Origin of the sequence: Pontibacter roseus DSM 17521 (assembly GCF_000373265.1) — a bacterium.
In the GTDB taxonomy this organism is placed as follows: domain Bacteria; phylum Bacteroidota; class Bacteroidia; order Cytophagales; family Hymenobacteraceae; genus Pontibacter; species Pontibacter roseus.
The window spans coordinates 237,874-259,001 of sequence record NZ_KB890767.1; the positions used below are offsets into that span (position 1 = coordinate 237,874).

The window sequence follows — 21,128 nt, forward strand, 5'->3', positions numbered from 1 at the left end:
TCCTGATGCCGCATAGCCAAATGCTGCAGAAAACGCAGAAGCAGCCGGCAGGTATAGAAAAAACGGCTACGGCAACCCAAATGTAAGTCAGAACAGACCCTCCAGAGCAGCACAATGGATTCCAGTACAAAGCGCCTTATCAGAAAAGCAACCGAACTTCCACTCCCCAGGCTGAAACGCATTCTGTCATTCTCAGTCATCATTCTGTTTGGCGTTCTCTCAGGCTGGCTGGTGGCAGAAACCACAGACCTTACGCCGCAGATAGCCTACATGACGGGCATTCTGGTGACGGCGGCTTTGCTTTGGGCCACGGAGACCATCCCACTGTTTGCCACCTCACTCCTTATCATAGGGGCGCAGGTTATCCTGCTGGGCAACCCGGGCAACTGGAGCATTTTGAATACGCCAGGTATAGCGACTATACCTTACCAGCGTTTCCTCGACCCTATTTCAGACCCTATCATCTATCTATTCCTAGGGGGCTTCATACTGGCCAAGGTTGGGGTGAAAGTGAACGTGGATGTATACCTGTCGAGCGTGATGCTGCGCATTTTCGGTCTGTCTGCCAAAAGTGCTTTGCTTGGCGTAATCGTCATCACCACCATCTTTGGCATGTGGATCAGCAACACGGCCACCACAGCCATGATGATTATCCTGACCAGTTCCATCCTTGCTTTTGTTCCGGCCAGTAACTCATTCCGCAAGGGACTTACGCTGGCTATACCTTTCTCGGCAAGCATAGGAGGCCTGGCGACGCCCATCGGGTCGCCGCCTAACGCCATTGCAGTCGGTTTGCTGGCGAACGAGGGCGTTCAGGTTGACTTCCTTACCTGGATGGTTATCATGCTCCCGCTGGTAGTGGTGCTGCTGTTCATACTTTTTCAGCTGCTGTGGCTCCGGTATAAACCTGAAATCCCCCTTATGCTGACGCCTGTGGAAAAGAAGCCTTTCAGCGGAGAAGGCATTTTCGTGATTGTCGTTTTTGGCATTACGGTGCTGCTTTGGTTAACCGATAGCTGGCATGGCATTCCGTCGGCGGTGGTGGCCTTGTTTCCCGCCATTATGTTCACGGCCACGGGCCTGCTTTCCATTAAGGAGTTCAACAGGTTGGAGTGGAACATTTTGTTTGTGATTGCGGGCGGCCTGGCGCTGGGCGAGGGAATGAGCCTCACCGGCCTCGATAAGGTGATTGCTGACTCTCTGCCTCTTGAGAGTGAATGGATTGTGCTAATCATCTTCATAACCACGTTGGTGGTGGGCACTTTCATGTCCAACACCACCACAGCCATACTGTTCATACCCATGGCCATTTCGATGGCGCACCAACTGGAAGGCGTGAATGTGAAGTTTATGGCCATCGGGCTGGCCGTGATGGCCGGAAGCAGCATGGCCCTGCCCATCAGCACCCCGCCAAACGCCATAGCCTACTCCACAAACGAGCTCACCACGAAGGACTTTGCCGTCAACGGCATCGTGATTGGCATTTCCAGCCTGATTATCACCTACTGCTATTTCTGGCTGCTTACGTACCTGGGTTTTTGGTAGTGCTGTTAGTCGCCAGCCGAACCTTCTGCCAGCACAAGCCTGCACTTCATATTGCCGGTCGTGGAGGTATAGCCGTGTGCTGGGTACAAGCACGAGCTAATAGGTTGCTTTCAGATTGTCTACCCGGAAGGGCAAGTACAACAGGCATGATTCTCTTGAGGCAGAAGCGGTGGTAGAGACAGGGCTCCTGCTTTTACCAAGGTTGCTTTTAACGAGCTAGATTGCCCTCTAGAAGCTGGCTTAAGTACTTGCTCCTGCTGCTCACCACTTTCTGGACTTCATTAGCAAAAAACTCAAAACAAACTGGCTTACAGAAGGTTAAATAATACAAAGATTCAACTGAAATGTCTTATTTTTTTACCTTTAATAGTTAAGCCTATGTTGAACAACCTATCCAAAATCAACATTTTTACGCTAATGTTGGTGCTCAGCACGGTTGTCCTTACCGGTTGTAAGGACGATGACGACTTCCCATTGCCTATCCCCGACACGAAAGTGTATGACCTCGAACCGGTAGCAGTTGAAACAATAGAAGGCACCGCCACATTTGTGCGGATAGATAACAGAACGACTTCCATTACCATTGTCTTGACTGGGACGCCTACAGGGGGCAGGCACCCAGCGCACATCCATGCGAACACAGCTGTAGAAGGAGGCCCCATCGTTATCTCACTCAATCCGGTTGACGGGACAACTGGTGTCAGCACCACGATTGTTCGGCGGGATGATGCCGGCAATCCGGTTTCTTTTGAGGAACTGATGGAATACGATGGGCACCTGAACGTGCACTTGAGCGAAGAGCGCCTGGATGTCATTGTAGCGCAGTCTGATATCGGCCAGAACGAACTGACAGGCAAGTCCAAGAGGTATACACTGGAGGAGGCAGCTGTACCAGGTATAAACGGACTCGTTGTCTTTGAGCGAAGAAGGAACGGAGAAGCCTTAGCCACCATTACTTTAGAGAACACACCTGAGAACGGCATACACCCAGCCCACATCCACAGGAACTCGGTTGAGGAAGGAGGAGGCATCGCATTCACTTTCAATCCTGTAGATGGCACAACGGGTATGAGCAAGACCAACGTGGCGGAACTGGACGATGGCACACCTTTCGGCTACTCGGACGTGCTGAAATACGACGGCCATGTCAACGTGCACCTCAGCCCTGAGCAACTGGAAGTCTACGTTGCCCAAGGGGACATTGGCTCCAATGCAGATTAGAAAGTTTATTTCCCATAAAACAGAAAGGCTGCCTGAGGTAATCAGGCAGCCTTTCTGTTTTGTTTCATGTCTTAGGTATAGCGTCACCTTGCTGCCAGTGCACGCTTACAGCTCGTACTGGCACTCGTGGAGGTATGGCTGTGGAAGGGTATAGGCAGGAGCTGAAAGTTCGCGCCAGCGGGGAAAGAGCGGAGCAAAACTTACCGCCTTTCCAGCACTTCAGCTACAGTAGTCCATTTTATTTCGGGATAGCGGTCGTTGTCTAAAGGCTCCAGTTTTGGTAACCCGCTGAACATATCGCGCATGTATTGCATACCCTGCCATGCCGGAAAGACTTCTTTGCTAGCCGGTGTAAGGGCTTTTGTTATCCTGATGATGGTATTCAGTAAGCTCAATCCGCCAACCCGGAGTAATTTGAATTCCTCTCCAGTAGCTTTGCTCGCAGCTTCTTTTAAGCCGTAGGCATCCAACACGTCTCCGGCGATGCGCAGGTAACGCGGTGCGGTGGGGTCAAGTGCGGCTGCTGCTGTGTAATCGGCTGTATTTTGTATGGTCGTGAAATCCATGAGCTGATTCGGATTCCCATAGTACATCACTTTTTTAATTGGGAACAGGACAATGGGTGCCTGCCCGGTAAGTAAATCAGCGAACATACCACATAGCACAGAAGTCGCGGCGATAGGCGCTTTGTCTAATCGCTCTTTGAATTCTTTGCGAAAGTCGAGGTTACGGTTCTTCCCATAAGGTAGGTTTGTGAAGTCAATCGCAAAGTCGGAAGGTATAAAACGGGGTACACCAGCCGCTACGACCGCATTCAGCAACAGGCTTTGTATACCCACCATCACATAGTGCAGCCCTGACAGGGCAGACACCACACAGGTAGCTCCTTCGCAGGATTTTGCCAGTTCAGAAGCGTTATGAAAATCTACTTCACAGATAGTGGCACCCTGTTTTCGCAATGCATCTACTTTAGCCGCATCACTGTTGCTACGCACTATTGCTCTCACTTCAGCTCCCTTCTCCAGAAGAGACCTGCCAATTCGCCCACCTAAATCTCCTGTGGCTCCTGCCAAAACTATAGTTGGCTTCTGTGACGCTGAAGTAGTGTTGTTTTCCATAGCTGCTTATTTACCTTTGGTTTGAACAAGCATTAACGGGAAAGGTTGCGGGTGGCTGACTATTCATGCTCACCCACGACTGAGATTTGGATTCGGCGAAGTGCCTTAGCTACTGCTACTGCTCAAGTTCAGCCAATCATCCTTGGTAAGCGACTGGAAGAAGCTGTTATCGGCGGTTACCAAATCAGTAGCCAGTTTCGACTTGCTCTGCTGCAGAATTTGGATTTTTTCCTCCACCGTGTTGGGGCAAATGAGCCGCACGGCAATCACTTTTTTCTCCTGCCCGATTCTGTAGCTGCGGTCAATGGCCTGGTTTTCTACGGCAGGGTTCCACCAGGGGTCCACGATGAACACGTAATCGGCTGCTGTGAGGTTAAGGCCTGTGCCGCCCGCTTTCAGACTCACCAGAAACACACGAATCTCTTCATCTTTTTGGAACTGGTCTACTACTTCGCCCCTGTTGCGGGTGCTGCCGGTGAGGTATGAGTACTTGACATTTTCCTTTACCAGCTCCTCTTTAATCAAATTCAGCATACCTACAAACTGTGAAAACACGAGTACTTTGTGGTGCCTCGCTATATTCTGAATCTGCTGCAGGAGCACTTGTATCTTGGCGGAGGTATCGGAGAAAAGTTTAGTATCGCCGGAGAGCAGTGGGGAATTGCAAATCTGGCGCAGTTTGGTGATGCCACGCAGCACGTGCATCGGGTGCTTTGTCAGCTCCTCTTCTCCGGTGGCGTTGATGCAGTCTCTGAATTCCTGCTCGGCGGTGTCGTATACCTTGCGCTGCTCCTCTCCCATCTCGCAGTACAGGACCATTTCTGTTTTATCGGGAAGCTCTTTGACTACTTCGGCTTTTGTTCTCCTCAGTACAAAAGGCCCAATCTTCTCCTGCAATGCCTGCGCGCTTCTCCTGTCCTTAAACTTATCGATGGGCATGGCATAGGTGTTCCGGAAGTAGGTTCTGGTGCCGAGTAAACCTGGATTGACAAAGGAAAGTTGCGCGTAAATATCGAAGGTATTGTTCTCGAACGGCGTACCCGTCAGCACGATTCTGTTGTAAGATTGCAGCAGACAAGCCGCTTTGTAGCGCTGCGAGTTCGGGTTCTTGATGTTCTGCGATTCGTCCAGGAAGGTATAGCCGAAGCTGTGCTTTTTCAGGAAAACAATATCGGAGAGCAGGGTATTGTAGGTGGTGATGACCACATCGTATTCCTGAAAAGCGTCTGTAGCCTTTGCTTTGTTAGAGCCGTGGTGCACATGCACTTGGAGCGATGGGGCAAACCTTTGCAGCTCCGCCTGCCAGTTGGGTATAAGCGAGGTGGGCACGACCAGAAGATGCGTTTGCCGCTCTCGCTTTTCGCGCAGCAAGAGCATAAAGGCGATAATCTGCACTGTTTTGCCCAGGCCCATGTCGTCGGCGAGGCAGCCGCCAAACTGCAGGTCGTCCAGAAAATTGAGCCAGCTGAGGCCCTGCAACTGATAAGGCCGCAAAGTGGTTTGTAGTTGGGCCGGTGCAGGTATAGGAGCGATGTTCTCCACGTTGCCCAGCTGTGCCTGGTACCACCACAGCTCTTTGTGCACCTGTTCATCCAGCATGTAATCTTCAAACAATTCGGTGAGCACGGCAAAGTTCGTTTTGGGAATCTGCAGCAATTCCTCCTCTACTATACCTGTGTCGAAATAGACTTTTAGCTTCTGGAGCCATTCCTCAGGTATAATGCCCATGGTACCATCGTCGAGCAGTACGTACTTACTCTTGTTCACGACTGCTTTCTTCAGCTGCTTGAGCGACGCTTTTTTGCGGCCGAATTTTACCTGAACCGTCACATTAAACCAGTTCAGACCACTGTCTACCTGAATAGCCACCGCGGCTTTGTGCTGGCTGAGTTTGTTGCCTTGCAGGTCGTTGAAACCAAGAATGGTAACTCCGTGCGCAGCCAGGTTGTCGAAGGCATCTAGAAACCAGGCCTCGTCCAGGAACCTGTCTTTGTGCAGGTAAAAGTACTCGAGTATGTTGTCGAGCTGCTCCCGGAAATGCGGGTGCTGCTGCATCAGCAATTTGGTAAAAGCCGCTTCTGCCTCGGTGTTGCGTGCCACAAAAAACGGCCTGCCCATGTTGTCCTGGTCATAAATCAGCTTATTCGACAACAGCGGAATCTCGATTTCACCGTAGCGCATAAAAGGCTGCAGCAACACATAGTTCTGCGACTCAATCAGGTATAGCACCTTCTCGGGCGGCTGGTTAAAGCCTTTGCTTCGCAGCTGTGCTTTGGTGGCAGGTTTCAGGTAGGTATGCTCCACAGGCACATGCGTGTCTATCTTTGCCAGCACCTGCTGCTGAAATTGGAGAAAAGCGTCGTGCGGCAGTTGCAACTCCTGGTCGTGCTTTGTGAAATAGGCTATAACGGCAGGTAAGTGCGGATTAGGACACAGGTACCAGGCATCATCGGCCACCAGGAAATGCTCATACCGAACGCTGATGCGACTAAGGGGATAATAGGTGCCGTTTATAAACAAATCGTTGGTGATGCTGAATACGTTGCTAGCCAGGCCTATGCGCACTTTAAAGTCAATTTGTGGCTGCGTGACCTGAACAGGTATAATAGAGCGCGGCGTTACCTTATCGGAAACCTCGCTGTCGTGGAGATAAAAGGTATAGTGCAGCGGATTGCGTACCAGCGCTTTAAAACTGGCTGCATCTGTAGCTGACTTTTCGTAGAAACTATGAAAACGGGCAATGGCGCTGTAGAACTTCAACTCGTCTGGCTTATCCGTTCGCCATACCTGTTCGAGTGGATTTAATACTGTAAAAGGAGCCTTTAGTTCGCCAGTGCTGCTCAGGCTGCAGGAGACCAGTTGTGCACTAAACAAATTGTAGTAACGGTGCCGCCCAATCACGACAATGGTTCTGGTATCGGATGCGGATTTGGAGATTTGTGGTTGAGAAGCAAGATAAGCCGCAAAGTTCGCCTCAGAGTCGTCTGCGCTGTCAAAAGGTTCGAACGGTGAGTATTGCTCTTCCATTGTTGCTTCTCAGGCAGCCGCTATACCTACAAAGTTGGCTAGGCCTTAGCTTCAAAGTTAATGGATTAAAATAGAAAGGCTGCCCAATCGCTCAGGCAGCCTTTCTATTTTAAAATCTATACCTCCAACTAGAAACTCTCCAAAGCCGCATTCAAGGTCTCACTCGGACGCATGGCTTTGCTGGTTTTCTCTTCGTTCGGGTGGTAGTAGCCGCCGATGTCAACAGGCTTGCCTTGTGCGGCAATTTGCTCATCCACAATTTTCTGCTCGTTGTCCGTCAGTTCCTGTGCCAGCTTTGTAAAGCGGTTTTTCAGCTCCTCGTTCTTGGACTGCTCAGCCAGCGCCTGTGCCCAATACATGGCCAGGTAGAAGTGGCTGCCACGGTTGTCGATTCCACCAACTTTACGAGCTGGCGACTTATCTTTCTCCAGGAACTCAGCGTTGGCTTTGTTCAGGGCTTCTGCCAGTACTTCCGCTTTCTCGTTTTTAGTCTTGTAGGCCAGGTCTTCCAAAGAAACCGCTAGGGCTAGGAACTCGCCCAGTGAATCCCAACGCAGGTAGTTCTCTTCTACGAACTGCTCCACGTGCTTCGGTGCAGAGCCGCCGGCACCTGTTTCGAACAGGCCACCGCCGTCCAGCAACGGAACGATAGAAAGCATTTTCGCGCTGGTACCCAGTTCAATAATCGGGAACAGGTCGGTCAGGTAGTCGCGGAGTACGTTACCGGTTACAGAGATGGTGTCTTTGCCGGCTTTGGCACGCTCACAGGTATAGCGCATGGCCTCCACTGGCGACATGATTTTGATTTCAAGACCGTTGGTATCGTGGTCCTGCAGGTATAGCTCTACCTTTTTGATGAGGTTGGCGTCGTGGGCGCGCTGTGGGTCCAGCCAGAAGATGGCGGGTGTATTTGTGATGCGGGCTCTCGTAACGGCCAGCTTCACCCAGTCCTGAATAGGAAGGTCCTTTGTCTGGCAGGCTCTGAAGATATCGCCCTGCTCCACTTGCTGCTCCATCAGCGTATTACCGTCAGCGTCCACAATGCGCACAGTACCAGCGGCGGCCATCTCAAACGTCTTGTCATGCGAGCCGTATTCTTCGGCTTTCTGGGCCATCAGGCCGATGTTCGGTACAGTGCCCATGGTGGTCGGGTCGAAAGCGCCGTTCTCTTTGTTAAACTGAATTACTTCCTGGTAAATCTGGGCATAAGAGCGGTCCGGTATAATCGCTTTCGTGTCGTGCAGTTTGCCGTCCGGTCCCCACATCTGACCAGACGAGCGGATTGCCGCTGGCATGGAGGCGTCGATAATCACGTCGCTTGGCACGTGCAGGTTGGTGATGCCCTTGTCAGAGTTCACCATCGCCAGCTCAGGGCGTTTCTTCATCTCAGTCTTCAGGTCAGCTTCAATCTCGGCACGCTGCTCAGCCGGCAGGTTCTGAATTTTAGCGTATACATCGCCCAAGCCGTTGTTGGGGTCTACGCCAATCTCTTTGAAGGTAGCGCCATGCTTGGCGAAAGTCTCTTTGAAGAACACCGTCACAGCGTGGCCAAACATGATAGGGTCAGATACCTTCATCATGGTCGCCTTCAGGTGTAACGAGAGCAGGATGCCTTGTTCTTTTGCCTCTGCAATCTCCTTCTCCAGAAACGAGCGAAGTGCATTGCGGCTCATCACAGAGGAGTCCATCACTTCGCCAGCCTTCAGGGCTACTTTGTCTTTCAGCACTTTGGTCTCGCCGTTGGCACCCACGAACTCGATGCGCACATCGGTTGCTTTGTCCACTACCACAGACTGTTCGCTGCCGTAGAAGTCGCCGCCCGTCATGTGGGCCACGTGCGTTTTAGAATCAGAAGACCACTTGCCCATCGAGTGCGGGTGCTTCTTGGCGTACTGCTTCACGGCATCGGCCACACGGCGATCCGAGTTGCCTTCGCGCAGTACCGGGTTCACAGCGCTACCTAGAATTTTTGCGTAACGTGACTTTGCTTCTTTCTCAGCGTCGTTCTTGGGGTCGGCTGGATAATCTGGTATGTTGTACCCCTGCGACTGCAATTCTTTGATGGCCTCTGTCAGTTGCGGTATAGAGGCGCTGATGTTGGGTAGCTTGATGATGTTCGCCTCCGGCGTCTTGGCCAGGTCGCCCAGGTAGGCCAGGTCATCCGACTGCTTCTGCTCCTCAGAAAGGTTTTCCGGGAAAGCAGCGATGATGCGGCCGGCCAGTGAAATGTCTCTGGTCTCTACTTCAATGTCGGCTGCTTTGGTGAAGGCCTGCACTATGGGCAGGAAAGAACGCGTTGCCAGGGCAGGCGCCTCATCGGTTATGGTATAGATAATCTTGGATGCTTTTGTCATCATGTTTTCTTTTGTTTTAAGGTAAAATCACCGGCAGCTGCGGGTTGTCTCCCGATTTTTTCCAGGCTTGTGGCCTTCCCCTTGCTGCTGGTTGGGATAGCAAATATAAGAGTCTTTTTAATACGGGCTAGCCCAAAGCTAGGCTTTCCTGCCCTACCTGGCTACCTCCTCTGCCACAGGATGGAGTGTGCCGACAAGGCGGCTCCACCGCCCTGGGTATATCATTCACCAGACGGCCTTCTTGTACCTGACCAAAACCACATTGATGGCTATACCTCTGTGAGGGTCAGCGGCATCCGGCTGCGGCATGTGGGCGAATATAACCGTTTTTTAATGGCAATCAGGCAGATGGCGCAACCGTAACCCCAGTCAGCCGTTCTTAGTAGCTGTTTGAATTCCACCCGATTAGCATACCTGTGTATGAAAATAACCTTACCTCTCCCCTTGGTTCAGTTGCTTAAAGTGTCGCTCCCGATGCTGTTTCTTGTACTTTTTCTAGGCCCTCTGCAGGCACAGACGCTTCGGATTATGCCTCTCGGAAACTCTATCACGCAGGGGAACACCGAGTATGTCAGCTACCGCTATCCGCTCTGGAAAAAGCTACTGGACGCCGAGGTGGACTTTGAGTTCGTGGGCTCACACAATGAGAACTACGGAGGAAGGCCCACCTATGAGGCCTACAACGGCCAAACCTTCAACAACAGAAACGAAGGCCACTGGGGCTGGAACACCGACCAGATACTGAACGGCAACCCAGGCGAACGCAGCAAGCAGCAGCTGAGCCAATGGATGCAGCGCTATACCCCGGACATCGTGCTCATGCACCTCGGCACCAACGATATGTTCAAAGGCGAGATACTGGATGAGGCTACACTGAACAGAACCTTGGATAACCTCCAGGAGACCGTGCGGCAAATCAGGGTTAAATCCCCTAATGTCATCATCCTGATGGCGCAACTGATTCCGATAGACTACGGCAATGGAAATGCGAACCGAAACGTCAGCAATCTCAATGCGCGCATCCCGGCTCTGGCGCAGGAACTGAACACAATCCAGTCCCCTGTGGTGGTGGTAGACCAGAATACCGGTTTCGACGCGACTTCAGGACGTGACACCTACGATGGTCTGCATCCCAACGCCAGCGGCATGGAGAAAATAGCCCAGCGCTGGTTTGAGGCCATCATGGACCAGATTATTGTACCGCTTCCTGTGGAACTGGTCAGCTTCAAAGGTATAGCCACTACCAGCGGGGTACAGCTTTCCTGGTCCACTGCCTCCGAGCAGGACAACAGCCATTTTGAGGTACAGCGCGCTCTAGACGCATCTGATTTTGCTGCCATCGGCCAGGTAGAGGGTGCAGGCACTACTTCACTCACCCGCAGCTATGCCTTCGAGGACAAGGAGGCGTCCGCCGGCACCAGCTACTACCGCCTGAAGCAAGTGGATTTCAGCGGAGAGACCAGCTACTCCAACGTGGTGGCGGTAACCACCAGTTCAGACGGACTGGCAGCTGACATGCGCCTATACCCTACCCACACGCGAGGGGACCTGGTGACACTCCAACTGATGGCGCTGCAGCCGCAGGAAAAATTCAACGTGGAAATCTATACCTTGGAGGGCAAACTGGTGAAGACATTCGCGGCCGAGGCGGACAGACGAGGCAATTACGCTGAGCGCATCAACCCGGCCGAGCTTCAAAAGGCTAGCCTTTACCTGGTGCGGGCAACCTTCCCAGACCGGGTATACCTGCGGCACCTGATGGTGGACTAGCAGGAGAGGCATAGGGTAAATGTCGGCACAGGCTACTGCTGTTGCAACAACTCAATCACTTCTTCGTCGCTCACCTGCGAGAACTCCTGGTAGAACTGCCCCACTGCCTGAAAGAAAGGCGGCACGAGTAGGCATACCACCTCATCGACCAGGGCAGTGAACCGCTCAATGGCAGATGGGGGAGCCACCGGCACAGCCACGATGATTTTGCGCGGGTGCTGCTTCCTGACCAGGTTCACAGTGGACAGCAGCGTTTTGCCGGTAGCAATGCCATCATCTACAATGATGACGATGCGGTCCTGAAGGGCAACGGGTTGCCGGTTGCCCATGAAGAGGCGGTACTTCCTGTGCAGGCTTTCCCGTATACGCTTTACTTCGGCAGCTACGTATTCCTGCGGCACGTTGATATGTTCCTCCACCTCCACATCGTCCAGGCTCACGGCCCCAATGGCGTACTCCGGATTAGCAGGATGCCCGATTTTCTTGGACACCGTCACTTCCAGTGGCATACCTAACCGCTTGGCGATAGGAGCCGCAACGGGCACGCCGCCTCTGGGTATGGCGAGTACCACGCCCAATTGGCCCTGGTACTTCTCCAGCCTGTCCGCCAGCAGCAGCGCCGCCTCTTCCCTGTTCTTGATGTACTCCATACTATATGGCTTGAGCTATTCTTAGGTCATGACATGTGCACCTCGGCACGCTGCTATACCTAGGGCTGGTCCTGGCGCAGCGGGTGCTGCTTGCCGGGGCCCAGGTACTTCCGGAACCAGTCGGTGGCCAACTGCGCGGCCATCTCCAGCGCCCCCGGCTCCTCAAACAGATGGGTGGCGTCCGGTACAAGCTCCAGGTCCTTGATGCATTGCAGCTGTTCTTGCGCCTGAATATTTAGGGCCAGCACCTGTTCATCCAGCCCGCCCACGATCAGCAGCGTGGGCGCCTGTACATCCGGCAATATGTCCCCTGCCAGGTCGGGTCGGCCTCCCCTGCTCACCACGGCGTCTATGATATCGCCTCCCAGGGCTGCTGCTGCGCCCAGGGCGGAGGCGGCTCCTGTGCTGGCCCCAAAGAATCCGTACCGCAAATCCCCTGTCAGTTCGTTTTGCTGCAGCCAGTTCACAGCGGCTATCAGGCGGGTGGTCAGCAGCGGCACGTCAAATCGGTTTTCGCGCCGCTGGTCTTCCTGTTGCGTGAGCAGGTCTAGCAGTAACGTGGCGAAACCGGAGCGTTGCAGGTGCTCCGCCACAAAGCGGTTGCGTGGGCTCAGGCGGCTGCTGCCGCTGCCATGCGAAAAAATCACCAGCCCTTTTGCCTCCTGCGGCACGGCCAAGTCGCCCATGATTTGCGCGTCCTGCACCTCTATGCTGACGCTGTCATTGAATCTATAATCTACCATTCCGATTGTTTTCGTTTGTGCCTGTCCTGCTTTGTCTTAGTCCTTTGATGTACGACCTGGGTGGGCAATGGTTGAATTCGATTCTTCTCTAGGTCAGGCAGTATCCGCTTCACCTTCTCCCTCTGCCAAACGTATAGGAGCTATACCCCTCATCCATTCTTTATGTATAGCACACGGCATCTGTTGTTGGCCTTCGCTGGACTCAGTCTCTGCCTGGCTTCTTGTAGTTCGGGGGAGCAGGAACAGACCATGGCATCGGAGGAGGCGCAGGAGCCGGAGCGGCTGGAAGAGGTGCAGGAGGAGCACGAGCGGCGGAACAGCACCCCGGGGCTGGACACCATCGGGTTTGAATCGGCTTTCACTCTTTTCCTGCAGGCGCTGCAACTGGCTGACACCGCCGCCCTCAACCAATACATTCACCCCGACTATGGCTTGTGGGTGATTGAACAGCCCGGTGCCATGCCGAAAATGACATATGTGACCGACATACGGGATTTCAAGCGGGAATTCCAGGACCGCTCCTTCTTCACGGTGCGGGAGGAAGTCACCTCATGCGACCTGCAGGAAGAGGCGTGGCCCAGTTTTGATTGCGCCAACCTGAACTACGACAAAGGGCAGTCCGGGTATAGCAAGGACGGCTGCTTTGTAGGCCCACCCAACAAGTTCCGGACTAGCGGCTACTGGGACTACGCCAGTCTATCCAATGACGAGGTGCAACGCGTGAAGGCAAGCTTGCCGCTCCTGCACAAATCGGTGCTGCACACCGCCACCTCCTTTGAGTTCCACTTCGGCCAGGTGGACGGCCAGTGGCGGTTGCTCTTCACCAAACTCATCCACCCCTGCAGCGCGTAGAGAGTTTAGGAGTTTAAGCTTCTAGGAGGGAAGAGGGAAACCTTAATACTTTCTATAGCCTCTGCATCTGTCGCCTTTATGGTCACGAAAAACGTATTCACGTATCCGATAGATTAAACTTCATCTACCGTAACTCATTTCAAGCATTCTATTTCTTAAACCCCCTCAACTCCCAAACTTCTAAACTCTCCCATGGCCTACTTCCGACGCTTTGACTATCCTGCCCCTGACCCGGCTATACTGGCCCGCCTCACGGAGCAGCAACGCGAGATGCAGGAGCGCATCATCCTCCAGAAACCGGATTTTGACCTGAAGCTCATTGCCGGCTGTGACTCCTCTTTCATAGGCGAGGATACCATTCTGTCGGTCTTCGTGCTACTCACCTATCCTGGGCTGGAGGTGCTGGAGAAGGTATGGCACCACGGGCCGGTGGAGCTGCCTTACATCCCTGGTTTCCTGGCCTTCCGGGAGGCGCCCAACCTGCTCAAGGCCTACGAGAAGCTACAGCAGAAACCGGATTTGATTATGGTGGACGGACACGGTATTTCGCACCCGCGCCGCTTAGGTATAGCCACGCACCTAGGGCTGCACCTGAACAAACCGACCATGGGTGTCGCCAAGAAGGTGTTGGTAGGCAAATACAAGGAGCCGGACACTGCAAAAGGCTCCATGTCGCCGCTAGAGCACAAAGGTGAAATCATCGCCAACGTGCTTCGCACAAAGGACAATGTGAAGCCCGTCTTCATATCAGCCGGCCATCTGATGGATTTGCAGTCAGCTACGGAAATAGCGATGGCCTGCGCCGTCAAGCACAAGTTGCCGGAGCCCACCCGTCTGGCCGACCATTATGCAGCGGTTTTTAAAAGTGAGGTGAAATGATTTGGAGTCCTTACGACTGACTGTTTCCTAAAGCTAATCACCTGAGACACCTTCCTATTCTGCAATTTCAAACATATCCCCCTCTCCTATACCTTCTTGTATAAAAGCCCTTCAATAAATAAGCCGCAATAGCTCATTTACTGAAGGGCTTTTATTTCTTCCCCTGCCTGCAGAGGCCGTTTCCACTCCTTCCAAGCATTCGCATTTTGAGTCTATAGGCCTGGCATAGCCTTTAAAATGCGCTATATGCAGGTATAAGTAAATATATATTCTCTATTAGAACACAACAAACATCATGTTCTGAACTGACCCTTATCATCCTTTAGGCTGCCACGGCCCGCTACCTTTGTCACATACAATAACAGCAGAACAACCAAAGGTACTATAAACTCAATGTCATGAAAAATCCAAATTTAACAACACTGCTGATTTCCGCAGCCCTGTTCCTGGGATTAGGCGTCAGCAACCTCCTCCACGCCCAAGGCACCTACCGCCTCACCGGCAAACCTGTTCTGACAGTGATGGGAGGTTCCACCATACACGACTGGGAAATGTCTTCTGCACAGTCTCAGGGCAGGGCCGAGATTCTTGTCGATGGCACCTCGCTCAAGCATGTAAAGTCTGCGAACGTGACTATGAAAGCCGAGTCGCTGAAGAGTGGAAAGGACAAGATGGATGGGATTGCTTATGACGCGCTCAAAACCAAAAAACACCCGGATATCCTGTTCACGCTGACCTCTTTCAAAAGCCTGGGCGGCAACAAGGGACTGGCAACAGGTAACCTGACAATAGCAGGCACCACAAAACCGGTCGCGTTCAAAGTGGAGTCGAGCACCAAAGGAGACATGGTATACCTGTCAGGGGAGACGGCCATCAAGTTCACCGATTTCAACATCACCCCTCCCACTGCCATGCTGGGCACCATCAAGACGAGCAACGACCTGAAGCTGCTTTTCAAAGTCAACTTCCAGCAGGCTGTCCTCCAATAATCAACTTAAAATTCTTCCAAGAAAAATAACTCTTACAGTCATGAAAAAATCGATACTCTCTTTAGGCTTGATGCTAGGCTTGAGCTTAAGTTCCTTTGCCCAAATCACCCTCTCCGATATGAAGTACTGGAGACCGTATGACAAGCGGGGCATCAACGTTTTCGAAACAGGCAAAACAGACACCGCTACGTTCGAAGGCATCAAAGTGAGGCTAGGCGGCAGCTTCGCACAGCAGTTCCAGGGCCTGCAGCACAAAAACACCGCTACCGCAATCATGCAGACGCAGAGCGGTGCCGAAGTGAACATGAACCAGCTGATGCCCATCGAGAATGGCTTCAACCTGGCCTCTGCCAACCTGAACCTGGACGTGGCGCTCGCGGATGGTATCCGGCTGAACCTGGTGACGTACCTGTCTTCCCGACACCACTCTGAGGCTTGGGTGAAAGGTGGATACATCCAGGTAGACAAAGCGGAGTTCCTGAACAGCGAACTGGTGAACAGGCTGTTTGAGAACCTGACGCTACGTGTCGGTCACATGGAAATCAACTACGGCGATGCGCACTTCAGAAGAACAGACAACGCGCACGCCCTGCAGAACCCCTTCGTGGGCAACTACATCATGGACGCCTTTACAACTGAAATCGGCGCTGAGGCCATCTACCAGTACAAAGGATTCCTGGCAGTAGGCTCTGTGACCGGCGGCGAAGTGCAAGGCGGTATCCAAAACCCTGGCCAGCGCAAGCCTTCTTTCATCGGCAAGCTCGGTTACGACAGCCAAGTGTCTGAAGACCTAAGAGTGAGACTGACCAGTTCCGTTTATACCACGGCTGGTTCTGTTAGAAACACATTGTATGGCGGCGACCGTGCTGGCTCACGCTACTTCCTGGTGATGGACCCAGCCAGAGTGGCCAGTGGAGCGGCGGTAACACCAGCCACACACTTTACTTCAGGTCACATCAACCCAGGTATTACCAACAGCCTGACAGCCCTGGTAGTCAACCCATTCGTCAAGTTCAAGGGACTGGAGTTCTTCGGTAACTTCGAGCAGGCCAAAGGCAAAGGCAGACTGGGCGCCAATGACGAACCATCTGACCGCACCTGGAGACAGCTTGGAACAGACCTGGTATACCGCTTCGGTGGCAACGAGAACTTCTACGTGGCAGGCCGCTACAACGTGGTGAAAGGTCGCCTTGCTCCCCTGGCCTCTGCCCCTACCGTGCAAAACAACATGGTGACCCTGGAAAGGGTACAGGCAGGTGCCGGCTGGTTTGTGACCAAGAACATCGTAGCCAAAGCGGAGTACGTGAAGCAGCAATACAAAGGCTTCGCTCCCAGCGACATCCGCCATGGTGGCCAGTTTGATGGCTTCATGATAGAAGGCGCTATCTCATTCTAACACCAAAACCCATGTTCCATAGCCCTATCTTTGTGGTTGCTGCCTTTCTAATGAGTGCGGCGCTGCTCCCGAAAGAAGAGTTTGTCGTTGTCAAAGGCAACAAAATAACCGTACAGGCACATACTTCGCTCGGAACCATCAACTGCGCTTACACAGGCGGCAGCCAGAAAGATACCCTCTACCTGAACAGGCAGCATCTGCAGAAAGACAGGCTGAGACTGACGATTCCGGTCGAGAAGTTCAATTGCGGCAACCTGCTCCTGAACCGGGACTTTGCCAACACCCTGAATGTGAAGCAGCATCCGGAGATAGAGATTGAGCTGATTAGCCTGAAAAGACAGGGCAAGGACTACCAAGGAGAACTGAAACTGGAGTTGGCTGGCAAAACCATACTTCTGAACGATGTCCAGTTCTATACCTGCTCCGGTAACAACGCAGATTTGCTGAAGAGCAACATCTGCCTGGACTTCTCTGAAATTGGACTTACGACTCCCAAAAAGCTGGGTGGCTTGTTTAAGGTGGAGGATGAGCTTCGGATAACAGTGGAGCTATACCTGAACCCCAAACAGCACAGCGGCTTGCTTCCTAAGTCAGCAGTTACCTTAAAAGCAAGTTGACCATGGGATGATGGAAAGCAATCGATGAGATGCAATAGATGCAACAGCTACATAGACAGAAGGCCCCGAAGCTATGATTCGGGGCCTTCTGTATTTCCACTATACTGCCACTATGTCCTGATATTGCAAAAGGCCAAGGTATAACTATGTCAAAATTTCAGGAAAATCATATCAAAATACCATTGGTGTATCCTTTGCTACTTGCCTCGTAGAACTAAGACTAGGGGAAAACAGTAAAGCGATATGAACTTTAACAACTATACCATCAAAGCCCAGGAGGCCATCCAAAAGGCCACTGAGATAGCAGGCGGATTTCAGCAGCAGGCTATTGAGACCGGGCACATTTTAAAAGCGATACTGGAGACGGACGAGAACGTCACCAGCTTTTTGCTTAAAAAACTCAACATCAACGGCAACATCCTGCACACCAAGTTGGACGAGACGGTAGCGGCATATCCAAAGGTGAGCGGCGGCAGCCCATACCTAGCCAACGACGCTGCGGCGGCGCTGCAGAAGGCCACTTCCTACCTAAAGGAGTTCGGAGATGAGTACGTGGCCATTGAGCACATGCTGCTGGGCATCATGGCGGGTCGCGATAAAGTGGCCGGCCTCATGAAGGATGTTGGGTTTAATGAAAAAGACCTCAAAAAAGCGATAAAAGAACTGCGCGGCGGTGCCAAGGTAACCGACCAGAATGCAGAGGCCAAGTATAACTCGCTCAAACGCTATGCCCGCGACCTGAACGAAATGGCCCGCAACGGCAAGATAGACCCGGTAATCGGCCGTGACGAGGAAATCAGGCGTGTGCTGCAAATCCTGAGCCGCCGCACCAAGAACAACCCAGTTCTGTTGGGTGAGCCGGGTGTGGGTAAGACCGCCATCGTGGAAGGTCTGGCCCAGCGCATCGTGAGTGGTGACGTGCCCGAAAACCTTAAAAACAAGACGCTCATGAGCCTCGATATGGGCCTGCTGGTGGCAGGCGCCAAGTACAAAGGTGAGTTTGAGGAGCGCCTGAAGGCAGTTATCAAAGAAGTGGTGGATGCAGAAGGCGACATCGTCCTCTTCATTGACGAAATCCATACCTTGATAGGCGCCGGTGCCGGCGGCGAAAGCGCCATGGACGCAGCCAACCTGCTCAAGCCAGCCTTGGCCCGTGGAGAGTTGCATGCCATCGGCGCGACTACACTGAAAGAGTATCAGAAGTATATCGAAAAGGACAAAGCTTTGGAGCGCCGCTTCCAGGCGGTGATGGTGGACGAGCCGAGCGTGCCGGATGCCATCTCTATCCTGCGTGGCATCAAAGACAAGTACGAGGTGCACCACGGCGTGCGCATCAAAGACGACGCGATTATCGCGGCCGTGGAGCTATCACACCGCTACATCACCGATCGCTTCCTGCCAGACAAAGCCATTGACCTGATGGACGAGGCGGCCGCCAAGCTGCGCATCGAGATTGACTCGCTTCCGGTGGAACTGGACGAGATTCAGCGCCGCATCATGCAGCTGGAGATTGAGCGCGAGGCCATCCGCCGTGAGAACGACAAGGACAAGGAGACGGTGCTCTCCAAAGAGATTGCCGACCTCTCCACCAAGCGCGATGACCTGAAGGCCAAGTGGCAGAACGAAAAGCAGATTATCGAAGGCATCCAGAAAGCGAAGGAGAGCATCGAGAACTATAAGCTGGAAGCTGAGCAGGCCGAACGCGCCGGTGATTACGGTCGTGTGGCGGAGCTGCGCTATGGCAAGATTCAGGAAGCCGAGGCACACCTGAAAGAGTTGCAGGAGCAGGTACGCCAGATGCAGGGCGAAAACCCAATGCTGCAGGAGGAAGTCACCGCCGAAGACATTGGCGAGGTAGTAGCCAAGTGGACAGGTATACCGGTGAGCAAAATGCTGCAGAGTGACCGCGAAAAGCTGCTACACCTGGAAGCCGAATTGGGCAGGCGTGTAGCCGGTCAGGAAGAAGCTATTCAGGCCATTTCGGATGCGGTGCGCCGCAGCCGGGCAGGACTGCAGGACCCGAAACGACCGATTGGTTCGTTCATCTTCCTGGGTACGACCGGTGTGGGTAAAACTGAGCTGGCCAAGGCCCTGGCCGACTACCTGTTCAACGACGAGAACGCCATGGTGCGCATCGACATGAGTGAGTACCAGGAGCGCCACGCCGTGAGCCGTATGATTGGAGCACCTCCGGGCTACGTGGGCTACGACGAGGGTGGTCAGTTGACCGAGGCCGTGCGCCGCAAGCCGTACTCCGTGGTACTGCTCGACGAGATTGAGAAGGCACACCCGGATGTGTTCAACATCCTGCTGCAGGTGCTCGACGATGGCCGCCTGACCGATAGCAAAGGCCGTGTGGTGAACTTCAAAAACACCATCATCATCATGACCTCGAACATCGGTTCACAGATTATTCAGGCGAATTTCGAGAAGATGACGCCGTTCAACCACGACGAGATACTGGAGCAGACCAAAGACGAGGTGTTCGAGCTGCTGAAGAAGTCGGTGCGGCCGGAGTTCCTGAACCGTATCGACGAGTTGGTGATGTTCCGTCCGCTGAGCAGAGGCGACATCCGCAAGATTGTCACCATCCAGTTCGCGCACATCCAGGACCGCCTGGAAGAAGCCGGTATACAACTAGTAGCTACCGACGAGGTGCTGGACTACCTGGGTGAGCAGGGCTACGACCCGCAATTTGGTGCCCGCCCACTGAAGCGTGTGCTGCAGCGCCAGGTGCTTAACGAGCTGTCCAAAGAGATATTGGCCGGCCACATAAACAAAGATTCTGTGGTGGAGGCCGTACTAGACAACGGGCAGATTCGTTTCAATAACGTGGACGTCGAAATCCCTACCGGGGAATAAGATACGTTTAAAGTTTAGACTGTAAATGGACCCCGCTATTCCTTTGGAGTAGCGGGGTTTTATTTTGATAAGCTGCACAACCTTGCCATACCTCCAACCTGTCATCTTACAAATGTTATATAGGCAGCCTTGCCTATACTTGCCTCCCAGACCATAACCAGCCGACTAAAAAGGCAACAACAATTGCACTGAACCACCTTAAACCGTAGCAATAAAACCCTATATCAGCATTCTACTTAATCTAAATTTGCACCGGAATTCAACCCCTGTTGCTGCCCGACGTATAATGAAGCTGGAATAAAAAACTTTGAAAGCTATGAAAAAACCAATTCTTTATTTAATCGCTGGTACTTTGATGTCAGCCACAGCTTGTAGCAGCACAGATTCGGCTGCCACCGCTGACTCTACCAACATGGAGACTTCTGAGACAGTTACCGCTGCTGGTAGCACAGACGAGGATATGTCCACTACCAACACTAATAACGCCAACACCAATACTACTAACACTGGCAGCAACGGTACTGAAAGCACTGCCGGCTCAACTAACTCCACAGGCACTACCGAATCGGCTGGCAGTATAGGCGCAACTGGAACTGCCGCCGCTACCGGCACTGACGCAGGAATGGGCACAGATATGGACGTAACCACACTGATGAACCTGGACGATGCCACTTTTATGATGACTGCAGCCAGCAGCAACATGCTGGAGATAGAGCTAGGTAAAATGGCGGCCCAGAAGGCTACTGACCCACAAGTGAAGGAATTTGCGAAGATGATGGTAGAACACCATACCAAAGCCAGCCAGGAGATGAAGTCTATGGCTTCGCAGATGGGACTGACTTTGCCTACGGCGCTCATGCCGATGCACCAGCAGATGGTGGACAAACTCTCGCAGAAGTCAAGCGACAACTTTGATGAGTCTTACATGGACACTATGGAGACCGCGCATAAAATGGACATCGCCATGTTTGAGGCAAAAACCAATAACGCCGAATCAGACGATGTGAAGAGCTTCGCTTCGAAGACATTGCCACAGTTGAAGAAGCATCAGGAAAAGGCATCCACTATTGAAGACACAGTGGACTAAGCCATTGCCAAACCAGTA

At 52.8% G+C, this 21,128-nt stretch carries 15 protein-coding genes; 10 read left to right on the forward strand and 5 right to left on the reverse strand.

The window, feature by feature from the left end:
• Nucleotides 1-114 precede the first annotated feature (114 nt).
• Together B051_RS0117525 and B051_RS0117530 are read left to right on the forward strand one after the other, a co-directional pair.
• Complete coding sequence (locus tag B051_RS0117525; protein ID WP_018479526.1) at nt 115-1,545, forward strand: SLC13 family permease; 1,431 nt, start codon at nt 115-117, stop codon at nt 1,543-1,545.
• Between the two features lie 378 nt (nt 1,546-1,923).
• Nucleotides 1,924-2,766 (forward strand): hypothetical protein, encoded by an 843-nt coding sequence (locus tag B051_RS0117530; protein WP_018479527.1) that lies wholly within the window; start codon nt 1,924-1,926, stop codon nt 2,764-2,766.
• Nucleotides 2,767-2,966: 200 nt separating this feature from the next.
• Here the strand turns inward: B051_RS0117530 and B051_RS0117535 are convergent, their stop codons facing one another.
• The 3 genes from B051_RS0117535 to B051_RS0117545 form a co-directional block, all read right to left on the reverse strand.
• A complete protein-coding gene (locus tag B051_RS0117535) occupies nt 2,967-3,884 on the reverse strand; it encodes an NmrA family NAD(P)-binding protein (protein ID WP_018479528.1) in 918 nt (305 codons plus the stop codon).
• 105 nt (nt 3,885-3,989) lie between these two features.
• Nucleotides 3,990-6,911, reverse strand: coding sequence for a DEAD/DEAH box helicase (locus B051_RS0117540; protein WP_018479529.1), 2,922 nt, complete (start codon nt 6,909-6,911; stop codon nt 3,990-3,992).
• Nucleotides 6,912-7,039: 128 nt separating this feature from the next.
• Entirely contained in the window at nt 7,040-9,268 is a 2,229-nt protein-coding gene (locus B051_RS0117545) for an NADP-dependent isocitrate dehydrogenase (RefSeq protein ID WP_018479530.1), read from the reverse strand.
• A gap of 417 nt (nt 9,269-9,685) precedes the next feature.
• Between B051_RS0117545 and B051_RS0117550 the strand changes: the two genes are divergently transcribed.
• Entirely contained in the window at nt 9,686-11,035 is a 1,350-nt protein-coding gene (locus B051_RS0117550; RefSeq protein ID WP_245539656.1) for an SGNH/GDSL hydrolase family protein, read from the forward strand.
• Between the two features lie 32 nt (nt 11,036-11,067).
• Here B051_RS0117550 and B051_RS0117555 read toward each other — a convergent pair whose 3' ends face one another.
• Together B051_RS0117555 and B051_RS0117560 are read right to left on the reverse strand one after the other, a co-directional pair.
• Nucleotides 11,068-11,685 (reverse strand): phosphoribosyltransferase, encoded by a 618-nt coding sequence (locus tag B051_RS0117555; RefSeq protein WP_018479532.1) that lies wholly within the window; start codon nt 11,683-11,685, stop codon nt 11,068-11,070.
• A 59-nt stretch (nt 11,686-11,744) separates the two neighbouring features.
• Nucleotides 11,745-12,428, reverse strand: a complete 684-nt coding sequence (locus B051_RS0117560) for a dienelactone hydrolase family protein (RefSeq protein WP_018479533.1) — start codon at nt 12,426-12,428, stop codon at nt 11,745-11,747.
• 162 nt (nt 12,429-12,590) lie between these two features.
• On the opposite strand from B051_RS0117560, the gene B051_RS0117565 reads away from it, so the two are divergent.
• The 7 genes from B051_RS0117565 to B051_RS22085 all read left to right on the forward strand — a co-directional run bounded on the left by B051_RS0117565 (nt 12,591) and on the right by B051_RS22085 (nt 21,110).
• Complete coding sequence (locus B051_RS0117565) at nt 12,591-13,280, forward strand: hypothetical protein (RefSeq protein ID WP_033317012.1); 690 nt, start codon at nt 12,591-12,593, stop codon at nt 13,278-13,280.
• A gap of 192 nt (nt 13,281-13,472) precedes the next feature.
• Nucleotides 13,473-14,159, forward strand: a complete 687-nt coding sequence (nfi, locus tag B051_RS0117570; protein WP_018479535.1) for a deoxyribonuclease V — start codon at nt 13,473-13,475, stop codon at nt 14,157-14,159.
• A gap of 398 nt (nt 14,160-14,557) precedes the next feature.
• Complete coding sequence (locus B051_RS0117575) at nt 14,558-15,148, forward strand: YceI family protein (protein ID WP_018479536.1); 591 nt, start codon at nt 14,558-14,560, stop codon at nt 15,146-15,148.
• Nucleotides 15,149-15,188: 40 nt separating this feature from the next.
• Nucleotides 15,189-16,544 carry a hypothetical protein gene (locus B051_RS0117580; protein ID WP_018479537.1) on the forward strand — a complete coding sequence of 452 codons (1,356 nt, stop codon included), beginning with the start codon at nt 15,189-15,191 and terminating at the stop codon, nt 16,542-16,544.
• 11 nt (nt 16,545-16,555) lie between these two features.
• Complete coding sequence (locus tag B051_RS0117585) at nt 16,556-17,161, forward strand: YceI family protein (RefSeq protein WP_018479538.1); 606 nt, start codon at nt 16,556-16,558, stop codon at nt 17,159-17,161.
• A gap of 243 nt (nt 17,162-17,404) precedes the next feature.
• Complete coding sequence (gene clpB, locus B051_RS0117590; RefSeq protein ID WP_018479539.1) at nt 17,405-20,023, forward strand: ATP-dependent chaperone ClpB; 2,619 nt, start codon at nt 17,405-17,407, stop codon at nt 20,021-20,023.
• A gap of 316 nt (nt 20,024-20,339) precedes the next feature.
• Nucleotides 20,340-21,110, forward strand: a complete 771-nt coding sequence (locus tag B051_RS22085; protein ID WP_083919472.1) for a DUF4142 domain-containing protein — start codon at nt 20,340-20,342, stop codon at nt 21,108-21,110.
• Nucleotides 21,111-21,128 lie beyond the last annotated feature (18 nt).

Excerpts from the sequence above, each read along its gene's own strand:
- B051_RS0117525 (WP_018479526.1), top strand. The coding sequence starts at position 115 with ATGGATTCCAGTACAAAGCGCCTTATCAGAAAAGCAACCGAACTTCCA.
- B051_RS0117530 (WP_018479527.1), top strand. The coding sequence starts at position 1,924 with ATGTTGAACAACCTATCCAAAATCAACATTTTTACGCTAATGTTGGTG.
- B051_RS0117535 (WP_018479528.1), bottom strand. The coding sequence starts at position 3,884 with ATGGAAAACAACACTACTTCAGCGTCACAGAAGCCAACTATAGTTTTG.
- B051_RS0117540 (WP_018479529.1), bottom strand. The coding sequence starts at position 6,911 with ATGGAAGAGCAATACTCACCGTTCGAACCTTTTGACAGCGCAGACGAC.
- B051_RS0117545 (WP_018479530.1), bottom strand. The coding sequence starts at position 9,268 with ATGATGACAAAAGCATCCAAGATTATCTATACCATAACCGATGAGGCG.
- B051_RS0117550 (WP_245539656.1), top strand. The coding sequence starts at position 9,686 with ATGAAAATAACCTTACCTCTCCCCTTGGTTCAGTTGCTTAAAGTGTCG.
- B051_RS0117555 (WP_018479532.1), bottom strand. The coding sequence starts at position 11,685 with ATGGAGTACATCAAGAACAGGGAAGAGGCGGCGCTGCTGCTGGCGGAC.
- B051_RS0117560 (WP_018479533.1), bottom strand. The coding sequence starts at position 12,428 with ATGGTAGATTATAGATTCAATGACAGCGTCAGCATAGAGGTGCAGGAC.
- B051_RS0117565 (WP_033317012.1), top strand. The coding sequence starts at position 12,591 with ATGTATAGCACACGGCATCTGTTGTTGGCCTTCGCTGGACTCAGTCTC.
- nfi (WP_018479535.1), top strand. The coding sequence starts at position 13,473 with ATGGCCTACTTCCGACGCTTTGACTATCCTGCCCCTGACCCGGCTATA.
- B051_RS0117575 (WP_018479536.1), top strand. The coding sequence starts at position 14,558 with ATGAAAAATCCAAATTTAACAACACTGCTGATTTCCGCAGCCCTGTTC.
- B051_RS0117580 (WP_018479537.1), top strand. The coding sequence starts at position 15,189 with ATGAAAAAATCGATACTCTCTTTAGGCTTGATGCTAGGCTTGAGCTTA.
- B051_RS0117585 (WP_018479538.1), top strand. The coding sequence starts at position 16,556 with ATGTTCCATAGCCCTATCTTTGTGGTTGCTGCCTTTCTAATGAGTGCG.
- clpB (WP_018479539.1), top strand. The coding sequence starts at position 17,405 with ATGAACTTTAACAACTATACCATCAAAGCCCAGGAGGCCATCCAAAAG.
- B051_RS22085 (WP_083919472.1), top strand. The coding sequence starts at position 20,340 with ATGAAAAAACCAATTCTTTATTTAATCGCTGGTACTTTGATGTCAGCC.